The sequence below is a fragment of the Streptomyces sp. NPDC005423 genome, assembly GCF_040606415.1.
Classification (GTDB): domain Bacteria; phylum Actinomycetota; class Actinomycetes; order Streptomycetales; family Streptomycetaceae; genus Streptomyces.
Window position 1 is genome coordinate 1 of sequence record NZ_JBEXET010000041.1, and the last position, 15,408, is coordinate 15,408.

Genomic DNA, 15,408 nt, shown 5'->3' on the forward strand with positions numbered 1-15,408 from the left:
GCCGGACGACGGCGCGGCACAACCGTCACCGCCGTACGTCGCCGTCACGGTGCCCGTGGCCAGAACTGTGGTGGTCAGGCAGGCCTTGCCGTTGGCATCCAGTACCACCGTCTGATTCAGCCCGCCCGGACCGGTGAACGTCACCGTGCCCGTCGGAACACCCGAACCCGGCGGAAGCGTCGTCACCGTCGCGCACACCGTCACCAGCTCACCGCACACCGACGGATCCGGAGCCACCGTCACCGTGGTCGTCGTATCGGCCGCGTCCACAGTCACCTCGACCGTGTCCGAGGACACCTCGAAGCAGGCCGCACCGTTGTACTGCGCGCTGACCGTGCCGGAGGCCAGCGAGGTCGTCGTCACACACGCCTCACCGGAACCGTCCAGTACCACCGTCTGATTCAGCCCACCCGGACCGGTGAACGTCACCGTGCCCGTCGGAACACCCGAACCCGGCGGGTTCACGGCCACCGCCGCACACACCGTCACCAACTCACCGCACACCGACGGATCCGGAGCCACCGTCACCGTGGTCGTCGTGCCGGCCGGGCTCACCGTGACCGACACGGTTCCGACAGAGCCCGCGAAGCACGGCCCCTCACCGTTGTACGTCGCGGTGACCGTGCCGGAGGCCAGCGAGGCCGTCGTCACACACGCCTCACCGGAACCGTCCAGTACCACCGTCTGGTTCAGCCCGCCGGGACCGGTGAACGTCACCGTGCCCGTCGGAACACCCGAACCCGGCGCATCCGTCGTCACCGCCGCACACACCGTCACCAACTCACCGCAGACCGACGGATCCGGAGCCACCGTCACCGTGGTCGTCGTATCGGCCGGGTCCACAGTCACGCCAACCGTGCCGGACGACGGCGCGGCACAACCGTCACCGCCGTACGTCGCCATCACGGTGCCCGTGGCCAACGTGGTGGCACTCACGCACGCCTGACCCGAACCGTCCAGCCCCACCGTCTGGTTCAGCCCGCCCGGACCGGTGAACGTCACCGTGCCCGTCGGAACACCCGAACCCGGCGGGTCCACGGCCACCGCCGCACACACCGTCACCAACTCACCACACACCGACGGATCCGGAGCCACCGTCACCGTGGTCGTGGACGGGGCGGGGTTCACCGTCACGTCAATCGTGGCGAAGGACAGGCTGAAGCAGGGAGCGCCGTCGTACTCGGCGATGACGGTGCCGGTCTCCAGCACAGTGGCCGTCAGACACGCCTGACCGGTGCCGTCCAGCGGCACTGTCTGGTTGAGGCCGCCGGGGCCGGTGAACGTCACCATGCCCGTCGGCGTACCCGAACCCGGCGGAAGCGTCGTCACCGCCGCACACACCGTCACCGACTCACCGCACACCGACGGATCCGGAGAGACGGTCAGCGTGGTCGTCGTATCGGCCGCGTTGACCGACACGTTCGCGGTGTCCGACGAGCCCGCGAAGCACGGCCCCTCACCGTTGTACGTCGCGGTCACCGTCCCCGTGGACAGCACCGTGGTGGTCACACACGCCTCACCGGACACGTCAAGTGTCACCGTCTCGTTCAGGCCGCCGGGACCGGTGAACGTCACCGTACCCGTCGGCGTACCCGAACCCGGCGGAAGCGTCGTCACCGTCGCGCACAGCGTCACCGACTCACCGCACACCGACGGGTTCGGGTCCACCTCCAGCACGGTCGCCGTGGACGCCTCGTCGACGGTCACATCGGCCGTGCCCGTCGACGGCGCTGCACAGCCGTCACCGTCGTAGGAGGCGGTCACGGTGCCGGTGGACAGCACGGTGGTGGTCACGCACGCCTGACCCGAACCGTCCAGCACCGTGGTCTCGTTCAGGCCGCCGGGGCCGGTGAACGTCACCGTACCCGTCGGCGTACCCGAACCCGGCGCGTCGATGGTCACCGCCGCGCACAGCGTCACCAACTGACCGCACACCGACGGATCCGGAGAGGCGGTGACCGTAGTCGTCGACGGTGCCTCGTCGACGGTCACGTCGGCCGTGCCCGTCGACGGCGCTGCACAGCCGTCACCGTCGTAGGAGGCGGTCACGGTGCCGGTGGACAGCACGGTGGTGGTCACGCACGCCTGACCCGAACCGTCCAGCACCGTGGTCTCGTTCAGGCCGCCAGATCCGGTGAACGTCACCGTACCCGTCGGCGTACCCGAACCCGGCGCGTCGATGGTCACCGCCGCGCACAGCGTCACCAACTGACCGCACACCGACGGATCCGGAGAGGCGGTGACCGTGGTCGTGGTGGGCGCAGCGAGGACGGTCTGGTCCAGCAGATTAGAGGCGGAGGAGGTGAAGTTGGCGTCGCCGTTGTAGACGGCGATCGCCTGGTGGGTGCCCACGGTCAGGTTGCTGATGGTGACCTGGGTCTGGCCGGACGCGTCCAGTGTCCCGATCAGAGTGGGCCCGTCGCTGCTGATGATGACGCTGACGGTTCCGGTCGGCGTCCCGGTGTCGGGTGGTGCCGCGGCGACCGTGATCGTGAACGTGACCTGCTCGCCGCAGACGGATGGATTGGGCGACGAAGTGAGTGCCGTAGTCGAACTTGCCACTGGTTGAGCCCCCCTTTGCATGTTTCGGGGCGAACGGGCCCTTTACCTGAGGGAGACGGGCAGCAGGCCGACAAAGAAATATCGACACCTTGCTAATCCACAGCTCGAATCAGTTCCGCGACCCGTATTAGCTGATTCCCAGTAGGCGGAAAGGTGCACCCGTTACGCCATACCGGTGCACGCATTAGCACTCGATCGGGGCAGCTCACGGTCGGTACTACGAGGTGATTCGGATAATACGAAAGCGCTCCCGAAGAGCACCCGCGTAACGTGCGGCCACGAGACAGCAGTTGAATGCCAGTGCCTCCTCACCGACTTTCGGCCGGCGGCCGGGACCGCCGCACGGTCCGGCGAGCCGCCGTCCACCACCTGTGCGGAGCCGACGGCGCCAGGGCTCACCGCGATGTATCCGGCGCACTCGCAGAGGCGCACGGCACCGACGCTCCGCCCCGGCCCTGGGCATGCACCGTAGGCCCGGTGGCCCGCCATCGGTCGACCCCGACAGCGGGCCAGCATCGCCCGGAATTCGCGGGGCGTGGACCCGCGCAAGCCGGGGTGGTCACTTACGGGGAGCGGTTTGTGGGGCAGTCTTCGCCAGCTCCGCACGGCGCGCATCGACGGCCACCATGCACCCCGCGCACTCCCGTCGTGCGACCGACCTACTTGTTCACCACGACGATGGTGCCTCCGCCGTGCCGCCGCCTGGCGGCCTCGGCCTCCTGGTGCGTGGCATAGTCGCGGGTGACGCCGTTCGGCAGGATCAGCCGGTAGACCGGCACGGTCCGGCGGGCCCGCCCACCACAGTTGCATCCCATGGGAGTTCCTCCTTCGTTGTCTGTCCTCAGTCGAGCCAGGTGGACGCCACGCCAACGAGATAGGACAACGTCAGGGCCATGGCGACGGCCTGGAACCCCACGGTGTCGCCGAGCAGATAGGCGAGCGGGACGACGCACACGGAGGCCCAGCTGCCGGCGCACCAACCACAGGTGACCAGATAGAAGACCTTCGAGTCGTCGCCGAACCGGTCGGCCACTCTGGAACGGAATCCGGCCGCCAATTCATCTTTGGTTACAAACCTGGTAATACGACAAATAGCGCCGAGTGTCAGCAGAAACACCACCGCGTTCATACCGTTCATCGTAAGGCGCCTGACGAAATTACAATTCCCCTTAGGCAGATTTTTTCTGGCCGTCCCGCGCCTCGTCATCAGCCGCACCCCCGTCTTGGGGGCAGCGCTGGTGTCCGGCGTCAGGGATCCGTCGGCAGAAGCGGGCGAGGGAACCGAGGATCCCTTGGGAGGTCCTGGTCCAGCGGACCTCACCGGCGGCGTCCTCGCCCAGCACGCCGCAGCCGGCGCCCGCACCGCCGTCGTCACCGCCATCCGGACCGCCGACACCCAACTAGCCTCTGAACTCACCGAGGCCTTGGCCGCCTTGGGCGCCGGCGCGCCGCGACTGCTCGGCTACGCGGAGGCCCACAACCCTGCCTCAGCCCCCGCAGCGCCGTACGCCTCGTCGATGCACCCCTGGACGAGGCCGTCGGCCGCCTGGTCACGCACAGCCGCGAGTTCCGGCCCGACATCGTCGTCCGCCACGACGCCCTTGGACGGCTCAGGGGGCAACCCGGATCACGGACGCGCCCACCGGATCACCCTCCCCGCCGTCGAGGCCGCCGGCTTACCGCACCGGTGTCCGGACGCCGGCGAGTCCCGGTGGCCGAGCGTCCTGTACGCGGCCAGGCGCCCCGATTCCGGTGTGGCCTGCTCCGCCCGCTGCTGGAAGGGGAGGGCAAGACGATGCACGCGGTACCGGACTCGTGTGTGACCACCCGCATCGACGTCACACCGTGGGCGGGCATGAAGTGGGAGGCGATCCTCGCGCACCGCCGCGAAGTGGCACGCGAGCGGCCCCTGCCCGGCATCCTCACCCGCCTTCCCGAAGCCGACCGCACCCGGACCGTCCAGACCGGCACCTCACCCGCTTCACGGCAGGCGAACTCCGGCCACGCCCACCCCTGTCACACCGGAGACCGTACAGAGCCCCTACTGCTCGTCCGTGATGAGCGCCGGACACTCCGCCCCAGGACTTCCCGGGGGGCGACGGCAACACCCGTAAGGACCCCGAGGCGTTCGCCCGCCTGATCCACGACGTCGAGACGAAGATCTTCGGCCTCCTCCCGGACGAGAGCTGGGTCTACCCGGGCCACGGCAACGACACCACGCTGGGCGCCGAGCGCCCGCAGCTGCCGGAGTGGCGCGCGCGGGGATGGTGAGCGCCTGACGCGGGGCGAGGCGCGGGTGCGTGCCCCGGCGTGCGCCGCTCCGCACGCCCGGCGCGACGCCCGCGTACGCACCCCGTGTGACGCGTTCGCACGCGCCGGGGCCGCGTGCGCTCTCCCCGCGCACACGGTCGCGCGGTCAACTGGCAGTAGCCCCGCGCAGGTTGACGGCTCCTGAGCGGATGGGCCGCCGGTCTGCCGATCCCCGCCCTGGACCGGCGGCCCCGGCCCATGCCAACTGCCCGCACGCGCGGAGGCAGTTCACGCGATCGCAACACACGTTCCCACCATGCGGACAATCACGGCTTTGACCTCGACAGAGAGGATGTCGGACTGTCACTCTCCCGCCATGCACTTTGCCCCTCGCGTACTGCGCCACGCGGCAGCCGCCGCGACGACCGCCCTGCTCGCCACCGCCGTCGGCTGTGCGCCGCAGCCGGCGGAGAAGGCCTCCGACCAGGCCTCGGGTTCGACCGGGACCGTCTGCGCCACGGGCAAGTTGCGCACCCAGAGCTCCGGCAAGCTGACGATCGCGACGGACCAGCCGGCCTACGAGCCGTGGTTCGAGGACGACAAACCGGCCAGCGGCAAGGGCTTCGAGTCCGCCGTCGCGTACGCCGTCGCGAAGCAGCTCGGTTACGGCAAAAGCGCTGTCACCTGGCAGCGCGTGCCCTTCAACAAGGCCTTCGCGCCCGGCGTGAAGACCTTCGACTTCGACATCAACCAGGTGTCGATCAGCACCGAGCGCAAGAAGGCCGTCGACTTCTCGTCCGGCTACTACGACGTGCGCCAGGCCGTCATCGCGCTCAAGGGCGGCAAGGCGGCGAAGGCGACGAGCATCGCGGACCTCAAGGGCCTCAAGCTGGGCGCCCAGGTCGGCACCACGAGCCTCAACTACCTCAGCGACGTGGTGAAGCCGAAGCAGGAGGCGGCGGCGTACTCCAAGAACGACCAGGCCATCTCCGCGCTCAGGAACGGCCAGGTCGACGCGATCGTCACCGACCTGCCGACCGCCTTCTACGTCACCTCGGCGCAGGTGACCAACGCCAAAATCGTCGGCCAGTTCGAGAACCAGGGCGATACACCCGAGCAGTTCGGCCTCGTCCTCGACAAGGGCAGCGCCCTCACGTCGTGCGTGACGTCGGCGGTGAACGCCCTGCGCGAGGACGGCACCCTGGCGCGGCTGGAGAAGCAGTGGCTGTCCGACGCCGTCGACGCGCCGGTGCTCAAGTGACCGTCGTGAAGGACGGCTCCGGCCCGGAGGCCCCGGACGACAGGGCAGGTGACCCGGCGGACGACAAGGGCGACACGCCCGGTGTGGCCGGCGCGGACACCACCTACGTCCCCTCGCAGCGGCGCCTGGACCGCGAGCGCCACCGACGCGCGCGTGCGCGTCGGGCGACCTCGATCGCCGCGGTGTCGACCCTGGTCAGCGCCGTCGTCCTGTACCTGCTCGTGGTCAGCGCGCCGGGCTGGCAGCGCACCAAGGAGACCTTCTTCGACGGGCACTACGCGCGCGAGGCGTTCCCCAAGGTCCTCGAAGGTCTGTGGCTCAACGTCCGGCTGCTGGTGATCTGCGGTGTGCTGGTGCTCGTCCTGGGCATGCTGATCGCCATCGCCCGCACCCTGCGCGGGCCGGTGTTCTTCCCCGTCCGGGCGCTGGCGGCCGCGTACACGGACTTCTTCCGCGGACTGCCGCTGATCATCAACCTGATGATCGTGGTCTTCGGTGTGCCCGCGCTGCGTCTGCAGGGCGTGAGCGTCGACCCCGTACTGCTGGGCGGTACGGCCCTCACCCTGACGTACTCGGCGTACGTCGCCGAGGTGTTCCGCGCCGGCATCGAGTCCGTGCACCCCTCGCAGCGCGCGGCGGCCCGCTCGCTGGGCCTGACCAACCGGCAGGCGCTGCAGCACGTGGTGCTTCCCCAGGCCGTACGCCGGCAGGTGCCGCCCCTGCTCAACGACCTGGTGTCCCTCCAGAAGGACACCGGGCTCGTCTCGATCGGCGGCGCGATCGACGCCGTACGGGCCTCCGACATCATCGCGCAGCGCAGTCTCAACTACACGCCGTACATCGTCGCGGGGCTGGTCTTCGTGGCCCTGACCATCCCGATGACCCGGTTCACGGACTGGGTGACGGCCAGGATGGACCGGCAGCGCGCCCAGGGAGGCACGACATGACCACGGAGAAGGCCGACGGGTCCCCGGTGCTCCGGATGGAGTCCGTCCGCAAGACGTTCGGCGGGTCGGTCGTGCTGCGCGACGTCGACCTGGAGGTCGCCCCGCACACGGTGACCGCGCTGATCGGCGCCTCGGGCTCGGGCAAGTCGACGCTGCTGCGGTGCGCGAACCTCCTGGAGGACATCGACGACGGCGCGATCTGGCTGGACGGCGAGGAGATCACCGATCCGCGCACCGACCAGGACGCGGTACGGCGCCGTATCGGCGTGGTCTTCCAGGCGTACAACCTGTTCCCGCACATGACGGTTCTGGAGAACATCACCCTCGCCCCCCGGCGCGTGCACGGCGCCTCGCGGGCCGAGGCCGAGCAGCACGCGCGTGAGCTGCTGGAGCGGCTCGGGCTGGGCGGCAAGGCGGCCGAGTACCCGGACCGGCTCAGCGGCGGTCAGCAGCAGCGGGTCGCGATCGTACGGGCGCTGGCCGTCCGTCCCCGGCTGCTGCTCCTGGACGAGATCACCGCCGCGCTCGACCCGCTGCTGGTGGGCGAAGTACTGGGCGTGGTACGGGATCTGAAGGCCGACGGGATGACGATGGTGCTGGCCACGCACGAGATGGGCTTCGCCCGTGAGGTCGCCGACCAGGTCTGTTTCCTGGACGGAGGCGTGGTCCTGGAGCGCGGCGCCCCGGAGCGGATCTTCGGCGACCCGCGGCATGAGCGCACGCGGCGCTTCCTGCGGCGGATCGTGGAGGCGGGCCGGCTGTAAGGGGCGCGCGCCGGGAGGCCGGTGCTTACGCGCCGGCCGGCTGGAGGCCGGTGCTCACGTGTCGGTCCGGGCGGGCCCTGCCAGCGCCACCACCCGCTCCACGCCGAACACGTACCCCTGGATCCCGCAGCCCGCGATGACACCGTCGGCACGCAGCGAGACGTAGGAGTGGTGCCGGAACGCCTCGCGCTGGTGGATGTTGGAGATGTGGACCTCCAACACCGGCATCCCGTCACAGGTGTTGAGGGCGTCCAGGATCGCGACGGAGGTGTGCGAGTACGCCCCCGGGTTGATGACGATCCCGCAGTGGCCGAGCCGCGCCTCGTGGATCCAGTCGACCAGCTCGCCCTCGTGGTTGGACTGCCGGAAGTCGACCGTCCCGCCGTGCGCGGCCGCCGCCTCGGCGCACAGCGCCTCGACATCGGCGAGAGTGCCGGAACCGTAGACGTCCGGCTGGCGTTGACCGAGCAGGTTCAGGTTGGGGCCGTTGAGGATCATGATCGGGGCGTTGGCGAGGGTGCGGGGCACGGTTCCTCCGGTCTGTTCGGGGCGGTCCGTCGCACGGACCGCTGGTCGGACCCGGTCTATCACGGTGCGTCGGCCGGGTGCCGGGCCGTACGCTCCCGTCATGACGACGATCGCCTACCCTCCCAAACCGTCGCGCGGTGACCGCGTAGCCGTGATCTCACCCTCGTCCGGCCTGCCGGGGCTCTACCCGCTCCCCCACGAACTGGGCCTGCGGCGGCTGCGCGAGGAGTTCGGTCTCGAACCGGTCGAGTATCCGGCGACACGGAAGATGGGTTCGACGCCGCGGGAACGGGCCGACGACATCCACGCGGCGTTCGCCGACCCGGAGATCAAGGCGGTCATCGCGTCGATCGGCGGTGACGACCAGATCACCGTACTGCCGCTGCTGGACCGGGAGTTGATCCGGGCCAACCCCAAGCCGTTCTTCGGAATGAGCGACAACACCAACCTGCTCGCCTACCTGTACAACACCGGGGTCGTCGGCTATCACGGCGCGACCGTCATGTGCGAGCTGGGACGTCCCGGCGCCATGCACCCGCTGACCGCCGACTCCCTGCGCGCCGCCCTGTTCACGTCGGGGCCCTACGAACTGAGGCCCGCCGAGCACTGGACCGACGTCAACCGGGAGTGGGCCGACCCGGCCACCTTCGACGCGGAACCGGAGACCCGGCCCGGCACCGGATGGATCTGGCAGCGCGCCGACCGCGTGGTGGAGGGCCGCGGCTGGGGCGGCAACCTGGAGATCCTCTCGTGGCTGCTGATGGCCGACCGCGAGATCGCACGGGACCTGTCCGAGTACGACGGCGGCGTACTCGTCCTGGAGACCTCCGAGGAACTGCCGAGCGCCACGGAGGTCTTCCGGATCCTGCGCAACATGGGCGAGCGCGGTCTGCTGCGGCGCTTTCCGGCGCTGCTGATGGGGCGCGCGAAGACCTGGTCCTTCGAGCGGCCCAACACCCCTGAGGAGGGCGCCCGTCACGCCGCCGAACAGCGCGAGGCCGTGCAGCGGGCGCTGAAGGCCTACGCCCCCGACACCATGGCCGTCTTCGACGTGGACCTGGGCCATACCGACCCGCAACTCGTGCTCCCCTACGGGGGCATGATCCGCGTCGACGGCCCCGCCCGGCGCATCACCGTCACCTACTGAAACGCCCGTCACCTCCGTACGCCCCCGTAACTGCCGGTCACGGTGGGTAGTTGAGGCGGCATGCACGCTGTACGCACCGTAAAGGCGCCCTCCATGTTGCGGCTCGCGGCCGCCTCCCTCGCCGGAACCGCGATCGAGTTCTACGACTTCTTCGTCTACGGGACGGCGGCGGCCCTGGTCCTGGGGCCGCTGTTCTTCCCCACGTTCTCGCCGGTGGCGGGGACGCTGGCCGCCTTCGCGACGTTCGGGGTGGGCTTCGTCGCCCGGCCGCTGGGTTCGGTGCTCTTCGGGCACATCGGGGACCGGCGCGGGCGGCGGCCCGTCCTCGTCGCCTCCCTGCTGCTGACCGGCGCCTCGACGGTCGCGGTCGGCTGTGTGCCGTCGTACGGCTCGATCGGGGTGGCCGCCCCGGCACTCCTCCTGCTGCTGCGCTTTCTGCAGGGGCTGGGGCTCGGCGGCGAGTGGGGCGGCGCGGTGCTGCTCGTGGCGGAACACGCGCCGGCCGGGCGGCGCGGGCTGTGGTCCAGCTTTCCGCAGATCGGTCCCGCCGTCGGGTTCCTACTGGCCAACGGCGTGATCCTGGCCCTGTCGGCGTCCCTGTCCGACGCGCAGTTCGCGCAGTGGGGGTGGCGGGTGCCGTTCTGGGCGGCCGGAGTCCTGGCACTGGCGGGGCTGTGGCTGCGCTCGTCGCTCACGGAGAGCCCCCGGTTCCTCGAAATCGACGACCACGCGCGCGTGCCGCTCGTCGAGGTCGCGCGCGAGCACTGGCGGCTGGTACTGCTCACCGCGGGGGCGCTCTCCGTGGGGTATGCCGTCTTCTACGCGGTGACGACCTGGTCCCTCGCCTACGGCACCGAGCGGCTCGGGGTCAGCCGTACCGTCATGCTGGGCTGCATCATGGCCGCCGTGGCGGTGAAGGGCTCGCTCACCCCGCTGGTGGCGGTACTGAGCGACCGCTACGGCCGACGGCCGCTGTGCCTCCTGGGATGCACGGCCACCGCTCTGTGGATGTTCCCGATGGTCGCGCTGCTCGCCACCGGCTCGCCGCTGCTGATGTTCCTCGGGATGCTGGGCGCGCTGCTCGCGTTCATCACGATGTTCGCCGTGATCGCCGCCTACCTGCCGGAACTGTACGAGCCCCGGGTGCGCTGCACGGGCGCCGCCGTGGGCTACAACCTCGGCGGGGTCGTCGGCGGCGCGCTCACCCCGATCGTGGCGACCACCCTCGCGGAGCGCGGCGGACGCGTCCCCTGGGGTGTCGGCGCCTATCTGACGGGGATGGCCCTGCTGAGCCTGGGCTGCTTCGCCCTCCTGCCGGAGACCCGACCGGTGACGGCGGTGGTCGCCGAACCGGCCACCGGGTGACGGCCGCATGGGCGCCCGGCGGCGCTACGGGTTGATCGCCAGCTCCAGATAGGCGGCGAAGAGCACCAGATGGACGCCGCCCTGGAGCGGGGTCGCGCGGCCGGGCACCACCGTCAGGGAGCTGACCACGACGGTCAGCGCGAGCAGGACCATATGGGTGGAGCCGAGGCCGAGAACGAGCGGTCCGGAGAGCCATACGGAGGCCAGGGCCACCGCGGGGATGGTCAGGCCGATGCTGGCCATCGCCGAGCCGAGCGCGAGGTTGAGGCTGGTCTGCACACGGTCGCGGCGGGCGGAGCGCAGTGCGGCGATGGTCTCGGGCAGCAGCACGAGCAGCGCGATGACCACGCCGACGACGGCCTGGTGCAGTCCGGCCGCCTCCACCCCGGACTCGATGGTCGGCGACACACTCTTGGCGAGACCGACCACCCCGATCAGCGCGAGACCGAGCAGGCCCAGGCTGATCCAGGCGGTTCGCCCGGAGGGCACCCCGGCGTGACCGTCCGTGGTGATCACCTCGCCCTGCCGGGTGACCGGCAGGAAGTAGTCCCGGTGTCGCACGGTCTGGGTGGTGACGAAGAGCCCGTACAGAACGAGTGAGGAGAGCGCGGCGAAGGTGAGCTGGACGCCGGAGAACTCCGCGCCGGGCTTGCTCGTGGTGAAGGTCGGCAGGACCAGGCTGAGGGTGGCCAGCGTCGCCACGGTGGCGAGGGCGGCGCCGGTGCCCTCCGGGTTGAAGACCGCAGTGCCGTGGCGCAGCGAGCCGACGAGAAGACAGACACCGACGATGCCGTTGCAAGTGATCATGACGGCCGCGAAGACCGTGTCCCTGGCCAGCGTGGAGGTCTTGTCGCCGCCGTCCACCATCAGGGTGAGGATCAGCGCCACCTCGATGATCGTGACGGCGACGGCGAGAACCAGGGAGCCGAAGGGTTCACCGACCCGATGGGCCACCACCTCGGCATGGTGCACCGCCGCCAGGACGGCCCCCGCGAGGACCAGGGTCACCAGGGCGACGACCGCGCCGGGCAGGTCACGACCCCAGGTGAGGATCAGCAGGAGGGCCGCCAGCACCGGCACGAGGGTCGTCCACCGGTTCGTGAGCGCACCGACCCCAGTGATCATGGAGCGATCGTCCCAGAGCGGTCCGGGCCCCGCACTCCGGCGATACGGGGCCCGTGGGCCGTGTCCGCGGCCGTCACGGTCAGGCGTCGATGCTGCGCTGGGCGACGCCCTCGGTCTCGCCCTCGGTCTCCTCCCGCGCCGCATCGGCCGCCGCCTGCTTCTTGTTGGCCATCAGGCTGGTGATCGTGGTGACGATCAGGACCGCGCAGATCACGCCCAGCGAGACCGGGATGCCGATCTCCGGGACATGGACGCCGGACTCGTGCAGCGCGTGCAGCACCAACTTGACGCCGATGAAGCCGAGGATGACCGACAGGCCGTAGCTGAGGTGCACCAGTTTCTTCAGCAGCCCCCCGATGAGGAAGTACAGCTGCCTCAGACCCATCAGCGCGAAGGCGTTGGCGGTGAAGACGATGTACGGGTCCTGGGTGAGGCCGAAGATCGCGGGGATGGAGTCGAGGGCGAAGAGCACGTCCGTGGTGCCGATGGCGAGCATCACTACCAGCATCGGGGTCATGACCCGCTTGCCGTTCTCCCGTATCCACAGCTTGGTGCCGTGGTAGCGGTCGGCCACGCCGAAGCGGCGCTCGACGGCCCTGAGCAGCTTGTTCTCCTCGAATTCCGCGTCCTCCTCGTCGGCTCGGGCCTCCTGGATGAGCTTCCAGGCGGTCCATATGAGGAAGGCGCCGAAGAGGTAGAAGACCCACGCGAAGTTGGCGAGGACGGCGGCGCCGGCGGCGATGAAGACGGCTCGCAGGACCAGCGCTATCAGGACGCCGACGAGCAGCACCCGCTGCTGGTACTGCGAGGGCACGGCGAACTTCGCCATGATCAGGACGAAGACGAAGAGGTTGTCCACGCTCAGCGACTTCTCGGTGATGAAGCCCGCGAAGAACTCGCCGGCCGGCCGGCCTCCGCCGAAGAGGAGCAGACCGAGTCCGAAGAGGCCGGCCAGGGCGATCCAGACGACGGTCCAGATTCCGGCTTCCTTGATCGACACGTCATGCGGCTTGCGGCCGATGAGGAAATCGATCGTGATCAGGGCGGCGAGCCCCACGATGGTCAGGACCCACAGGGTCACGGAAACTTCCACTGCAATGCCTCCGGCAGTATGAACGGCAAATGGTCAGCGTCGTCGCTACCGGAGGTCTCTTCCACCCCGGACAAGGCCGGGGCCGACGCCCCGGGATCAGGCCTGATCCGTATTGACGGGTACGCCGCAGCAGGTTGGGAGTACTCCCCTCCGTGTGGACGACAGTACCCCAATCACCAAGGGAAGGTAAAGGGTTTAGTAAAAGAAAGGCCAAGTACACTGGTCAACGAGTTTGCCGGTTATTGACGCCAGGTGCGGCGGCCGTCCGCGACCGCGGTGAGGACCTGCCGGAGGATCTCGCTGCCGGGCGGCGCGAGCGGGGGTTCGTATGTCCAGGCGTGGCCGACCCAGGGGTCCGCCAGGTGGTCGTCGGGCAGCGGAGTGAGTCGCAACTGCGAACGCCACAGGGGGTCGAGCAACGGACCGTAGGCGGTGGCGTCCTCACGGTCCGCGACCATCATCAGGTGGACGCCGACGGCCGGACCCTCGTCCGCGAGATAGCGCAGCTGGGTCACGGCGCGGTCGTCGAAGCCGTGCGGGAAGTCGTTGACGAGCAGCAGCTGCTCGGCCGTGTCGAGGCCTGGCGGCAGGGCGTCGGCCGCGCCCGCGCGGACCGCCATGTGCACCAGGTCGACGCGCTCGGTGAGCCGGGTCAGCACCTCGGCGACCCCGGCGGCACCCGCGGCGGGAGCCGTGGCGAGCGCGCCCGTCCGCACCAGGGGTTCCAGCGCCGCGGCCCCGGAACCGGCCGGATCGATCACGTGCACGCCGAACTCGCCCGCCGGATAGACGGCGAGCAACCGGGCCGCGATCGCCACCGCCGTCTCCATCGCAAGGCGCCGCACGTCGTAGGCGTCGGTGAAGGAGCCGTCCAGGGACTCGGCGGTCCCGCTGTCGATCCACAGACCTCGCTCCAGCGGGAGCCGGACCAGCATCGGGATGCGCAGCTCGGGCCGCTCGGGGAGGTGGAGATCGCCCAGACGCAGGGCCATCGGGATCTCCATGGGGACGCGATAACCGTGCCAGACGGGGTTGTCCCAGCGGGCGTAGGCCGGCGGGAGCGCGGGTTCGACCACGTCGGACTCGGCCGCCAGTTGGGCGAGGTCCCGGTCGAGGGCCGCTCTCGCCTGGTCGACGAGTTGGACATGTCTCCGTTGGGCCGCCTCGCGGGCGGATTCGCCCCGGCCGCTGAGCCTGCTGCGCGGATCGGAGAGGGCCTGGTCGAGCTCCTTCTCCATCCGCGAGTCGGCGAAGTCGACGGCGCTGCGGTACGCGGCCATGGTGCGGGCCAGGTCCTCGAACATGCCCCACACCTGGTTGTAGAGGCGCTCCTCCATGGACCAGCCGGTCGCGTCCCCCGCGACCGGCTGCGCGGGCTGCCCGGGCCGGACCGGGGGCGCGGTCGGCGGAGGAGTCGGCGGTGCCCCGCCCCGCCGGCCCGGGTGGCTGTAGTCGACCGGGCCGACGCCGGGCGGCGGCGCGGAAGGGTCCAGGGGTACGGAGGTTCCGGTGGACCCGGTCTGCGGCGCGGGCCGGCCGGGGGTGCCCGCGGCCGGGGTGCCCTGCGGGCTCTGGGCGCCGTACGGAGAGGCGGCGGGGCCGGAAGTGCTGTGCGGCCCGTGCGGAGACGTCGGCTGTGACGGTACGGCGCCGGTGCTGCTCTGGGACGCGGAGGCGGACTGGTCCGGGCCCGGTGCGGGGGTGGCCGTCTGCCGGGTGCGGTCGCCGTCCGGGGTGCGGGGCGGAGGGGCGGCCACCGAGCGGGCCAGTCCCCGGGCGACCGCCTCGTCGATGCTTGCCGCGAGTGCGCGGGCCTCCGGCAGGCCCTGGTCGGCGAGGAGCTGGGCCAGGCCACCCGCGTAACCCTGGCCGACGGCGCGCACCTTCCAGGCGCCCTGTCTGCGGTACAGCTCCAGCGCCACCACGGCCGACTCCGCGTCGAGGCCGGTGATGGTGTAGCTGGCGATCTCGGCGCCGTCGAGGCCGGTGACCGCGACGAAGGGGGCGGCGACGGCCCCGAAACGGGCCGGGCCGCCCGCCCCGACGGGCAGGGCGAGCAGCACGGTGACCCGGTGCACTGTCTCCGGGACGGCACCCAGATCCACCGCGAGCCGGTGGTCGGCCGCGGCCTGCTTGGAGACCTCGATGCCCGGCAGGGTGGGTGTGCCCGGGTGGGCCACCCACTCCACGCCGTGGATCCTGCCGTGCTCGTCGCCGAGCGTGACACCGGCCACGATGGGCCGTCCGGCCGAGACGCGGATCTTCAGACGGACCTGGGAGAGCGGATGGTTCTGTCCTCGCACCAGCTCGGCAGCCATCGCCCTGTGCCCCCCTGTGTCGCCGTGTCGTGCCGGGTGCCGCTCGCC

At 70.5% G+C, this 15,408-nt stretch carries 12 protein-coding genes and 1 pseudogene; 6 read left to right on the forward strand and 7 right to left on the reverse strand.

What is annotated here, in order from left to right; genetic code table 11:
- From ABZT12_RS31155 to ABZT12_RS31165, 3 genes are all read right to left on the reverse strand, one after another.
- Nucleotides 1-2,562 (reverse strand): Ig-like domain repeat protein (locus ABZT12_RS31155; protein WP_356390725.1); only part of this gene is annotated, 2,562 nt, incomplete at its 3' end.
- Nucleotides 2,563-3,221: 659 nt separating this feature from the next.
- Nucleotides 3,222-3,377 (reverse strand): hypothetical protein, encoded by a 156-nt coding sequence (locus ABZT12_RS31160; RefSeq protein WP_356390727.1) that lies wholly within the window; start codon nt 3,375-3,377, stop codon nt 3,222-3,224.
- A gap of 26 nt (nt 3,378-3,403) precedes the next feature.
- Nucleotides 3,404-3,595, reverse strand: coding sequence for a hypothetical protein (locus ABZT12_RS31165; RefSeq protein WP_356390729.1), 192 nt, complete (start codon nt 3,593-3,595; stop codon nt 3,404-3,406).
- A gap of 1,052 nt (nt 3,596-4,647) precedes the next feature.
- On the opposite strand from ABZT12_RS31165, the pseudogene ABZT12_RS31170 reads away from it, so the two are divergent.
- The 4 genes and pseudogenes from ABZT12_RS31170 to ABZT12_RS31185 form a co-directional block, all read left to right on the forward strand.
- A pseudogene (locus tag ABZT12_RS31170) lies at nt 4,648-4,833 on the forward strand (MBL fold metallo-hydrolase); the annotation flags it as partial.
- Nucleotides 4,834-5,188: 355 nt separating this feature from the next.
- Nucleotides 5,189-6,073: an ABC transporter substrate-binding protein gene (locus tag ABZT12_RS31175; protein ID WP_356390731.1), complete on the forward strand. Its 885-nt coding sequence runs from the start codon at nt 5,189-5,191 to the stop codon at nt 6,071-6,073.
- A complete protein-coding gene (locus ABZT12_RS31180) occupies nt 6,070-7,020 on the forward strand; it encodes an amino acid ABC transporter permease (protein ID WP_356390734.1) in 951 nt (316 codons plus the stop codon). Before ABZT12_RS31175 ends, ABZT12_RS31180 begins: the two co-directional genes overlap by 4 nt.
- Nucleotides 7,017-7,784 carry an amino acid ABC transporter ATP-binding protein gene (locus ABZT12_RS31185; protein WP_356390736.1) on the forward strand — a complete coding sequence of 256 codons (768 nt, stop codon included), beginning with the start codon at nt 7,017-7,019 and terminating at the stop codon, nt 7,782-7,784. Before ABZT12_RS31180 ends, ABZT12_RS31185 begins: the two co-directional genes overlap by 4 nt.
- A gap of 54 nt (nt 7,785-7,838) precedes the next feature.
- Here the strand turns inward: ABZT12_RS31185 and aroQ are convergent, their stop codons facing one another.
- Nucleotides 7,839-8,312, reverse strand: coding sequence for a type II 3-dehydroquinate dehydratase (aroQ, locus tag ABZT12_RS31190; RefSeq protein ID WP_356390738.1), 474 nt, complete (start codon nt 8,310-8,312; stop codon nt 7,839-7,841).
- Nucleotides 8,313-8,412: 100 nt separating this feature from the next.
- Here aroQ and ABZT12_RS31195 point away from each other — a divergent pair, with 100 nt between their 5' ends.
- A complete protein-coding gene (locus tag ABZT12_RS31195; RefSeq protein WP_356390740.1) occupies nt 8,413-9,459 on the forward strand; it encodes a S66 peptidase family protein in 1,047 nt (348 codons plus the stop codon).
- Between the two features lie 93 nt (nt 9,460-9,552).
- A complete protein-coding gene (locus ABZT12_RS31200; protein WP_356390742.1) occupies nt 9,553-10,824 on the forward strand; it encodes an MFS transporter in 1,272 nt (423 codons plus the stop codon).
- Between the two features lie 24 nt (nt 10,825-10,848).
- Here the strand turns inward: ABZT12_RS31200 and ABZT12_RS31205 are convergent, their stop codons facing one another.
- The 3 genes from ABZT12_RS31205 to ABZT12_RS31215 all read right to left on the reverse strand — a co-directional run bounded on the left by ABZT12_RS31205 (nt 10,849) and on the right by ABZT12_RS31215 (nt 15,360).
- Complete coding sequence (locus tag ABZT12_RS31205; protein WP_356390744.1) at nt 10,849-11,949, reverse strand: ionic transporter y4hA; 1,101 nt, start codon at nt 11,947-11,949, stop codon at nt 10,849-10,851.
- Between the two features lie 79 nt (nt 11,950-12,028).
- Entirely contained in the window at nt 12,029-13,042 is a 1,014-nt protein-coding gene (locus tag ABZT12_RS31210) for a TerC family protein (protein WP_356390746.1), read from the reverse strand.
- A gap of 239 nt (nt 13,043-13,281) precedes the next feature.
- Nucleotides 13,282-15,360, reverse strand: coding sequence for a TerD family protein (locus tag ABZT12_RS31215; protein ID WP_356390748.1), 2,079 nt, complete (start codon nt 15,358-15,360; stop codon nt 13,282-13,284).
- Nucleotides 15,361-15,408 lie beyond the last annotated feature (48 nt).

Coding starts and splice junctions, on each gene's coding strand:
- ABZT12_RS31160 (WP_356390727.1), bottom strand. CDS start 3,377: ATGGGATGCAACTGTGGTGGGCGGGCCCGCCGGACCGTGCCGGTCTAC.
- ABZT12_RS31175 (WP_356390731.1), top strand. CDS start 5,189: ATGCACTTTGCCCCTCGCGTACTGCGCCACGCGGCAGCCGCCGCGACG.
- ABZT12_RS31185 (WP_356390736.1), top strand. CDS start 7,017: ATGACCACGGAGAAGGCCGACGGGTCCCCGGTGCTCCGGATGGAGTCC.
- ABZT12_RS31195 (WP_356390740.1), top strand. CDS start 8,413: ATGACGACGATCGCCTACCCTCCCAAACCGTCGCGCGGTGACCGCGTA.
- ABZT12_RS31200 (WP_356390742.1), top strand. CDS start 9,553: ATGTTGCGGCTCGCGGCCGCCTCCCTCGCCGGAACCGCGATCGAGTTC.
- ABZT12_RS31205 (WP_356390744.1), bottom strand. CDS start 11,949: ATGATCACTGGGGTCGGTGCGCTCACGAACCGGTGGACGACCCTCGTG.
- ABZT12_RS31215 (WP_356390748.1), bottom strand. CDS start 15,360: ATGGCTGCCGAGCTGGTGCGAGGACAGAACCATCCGCTCTCCCAGGTC.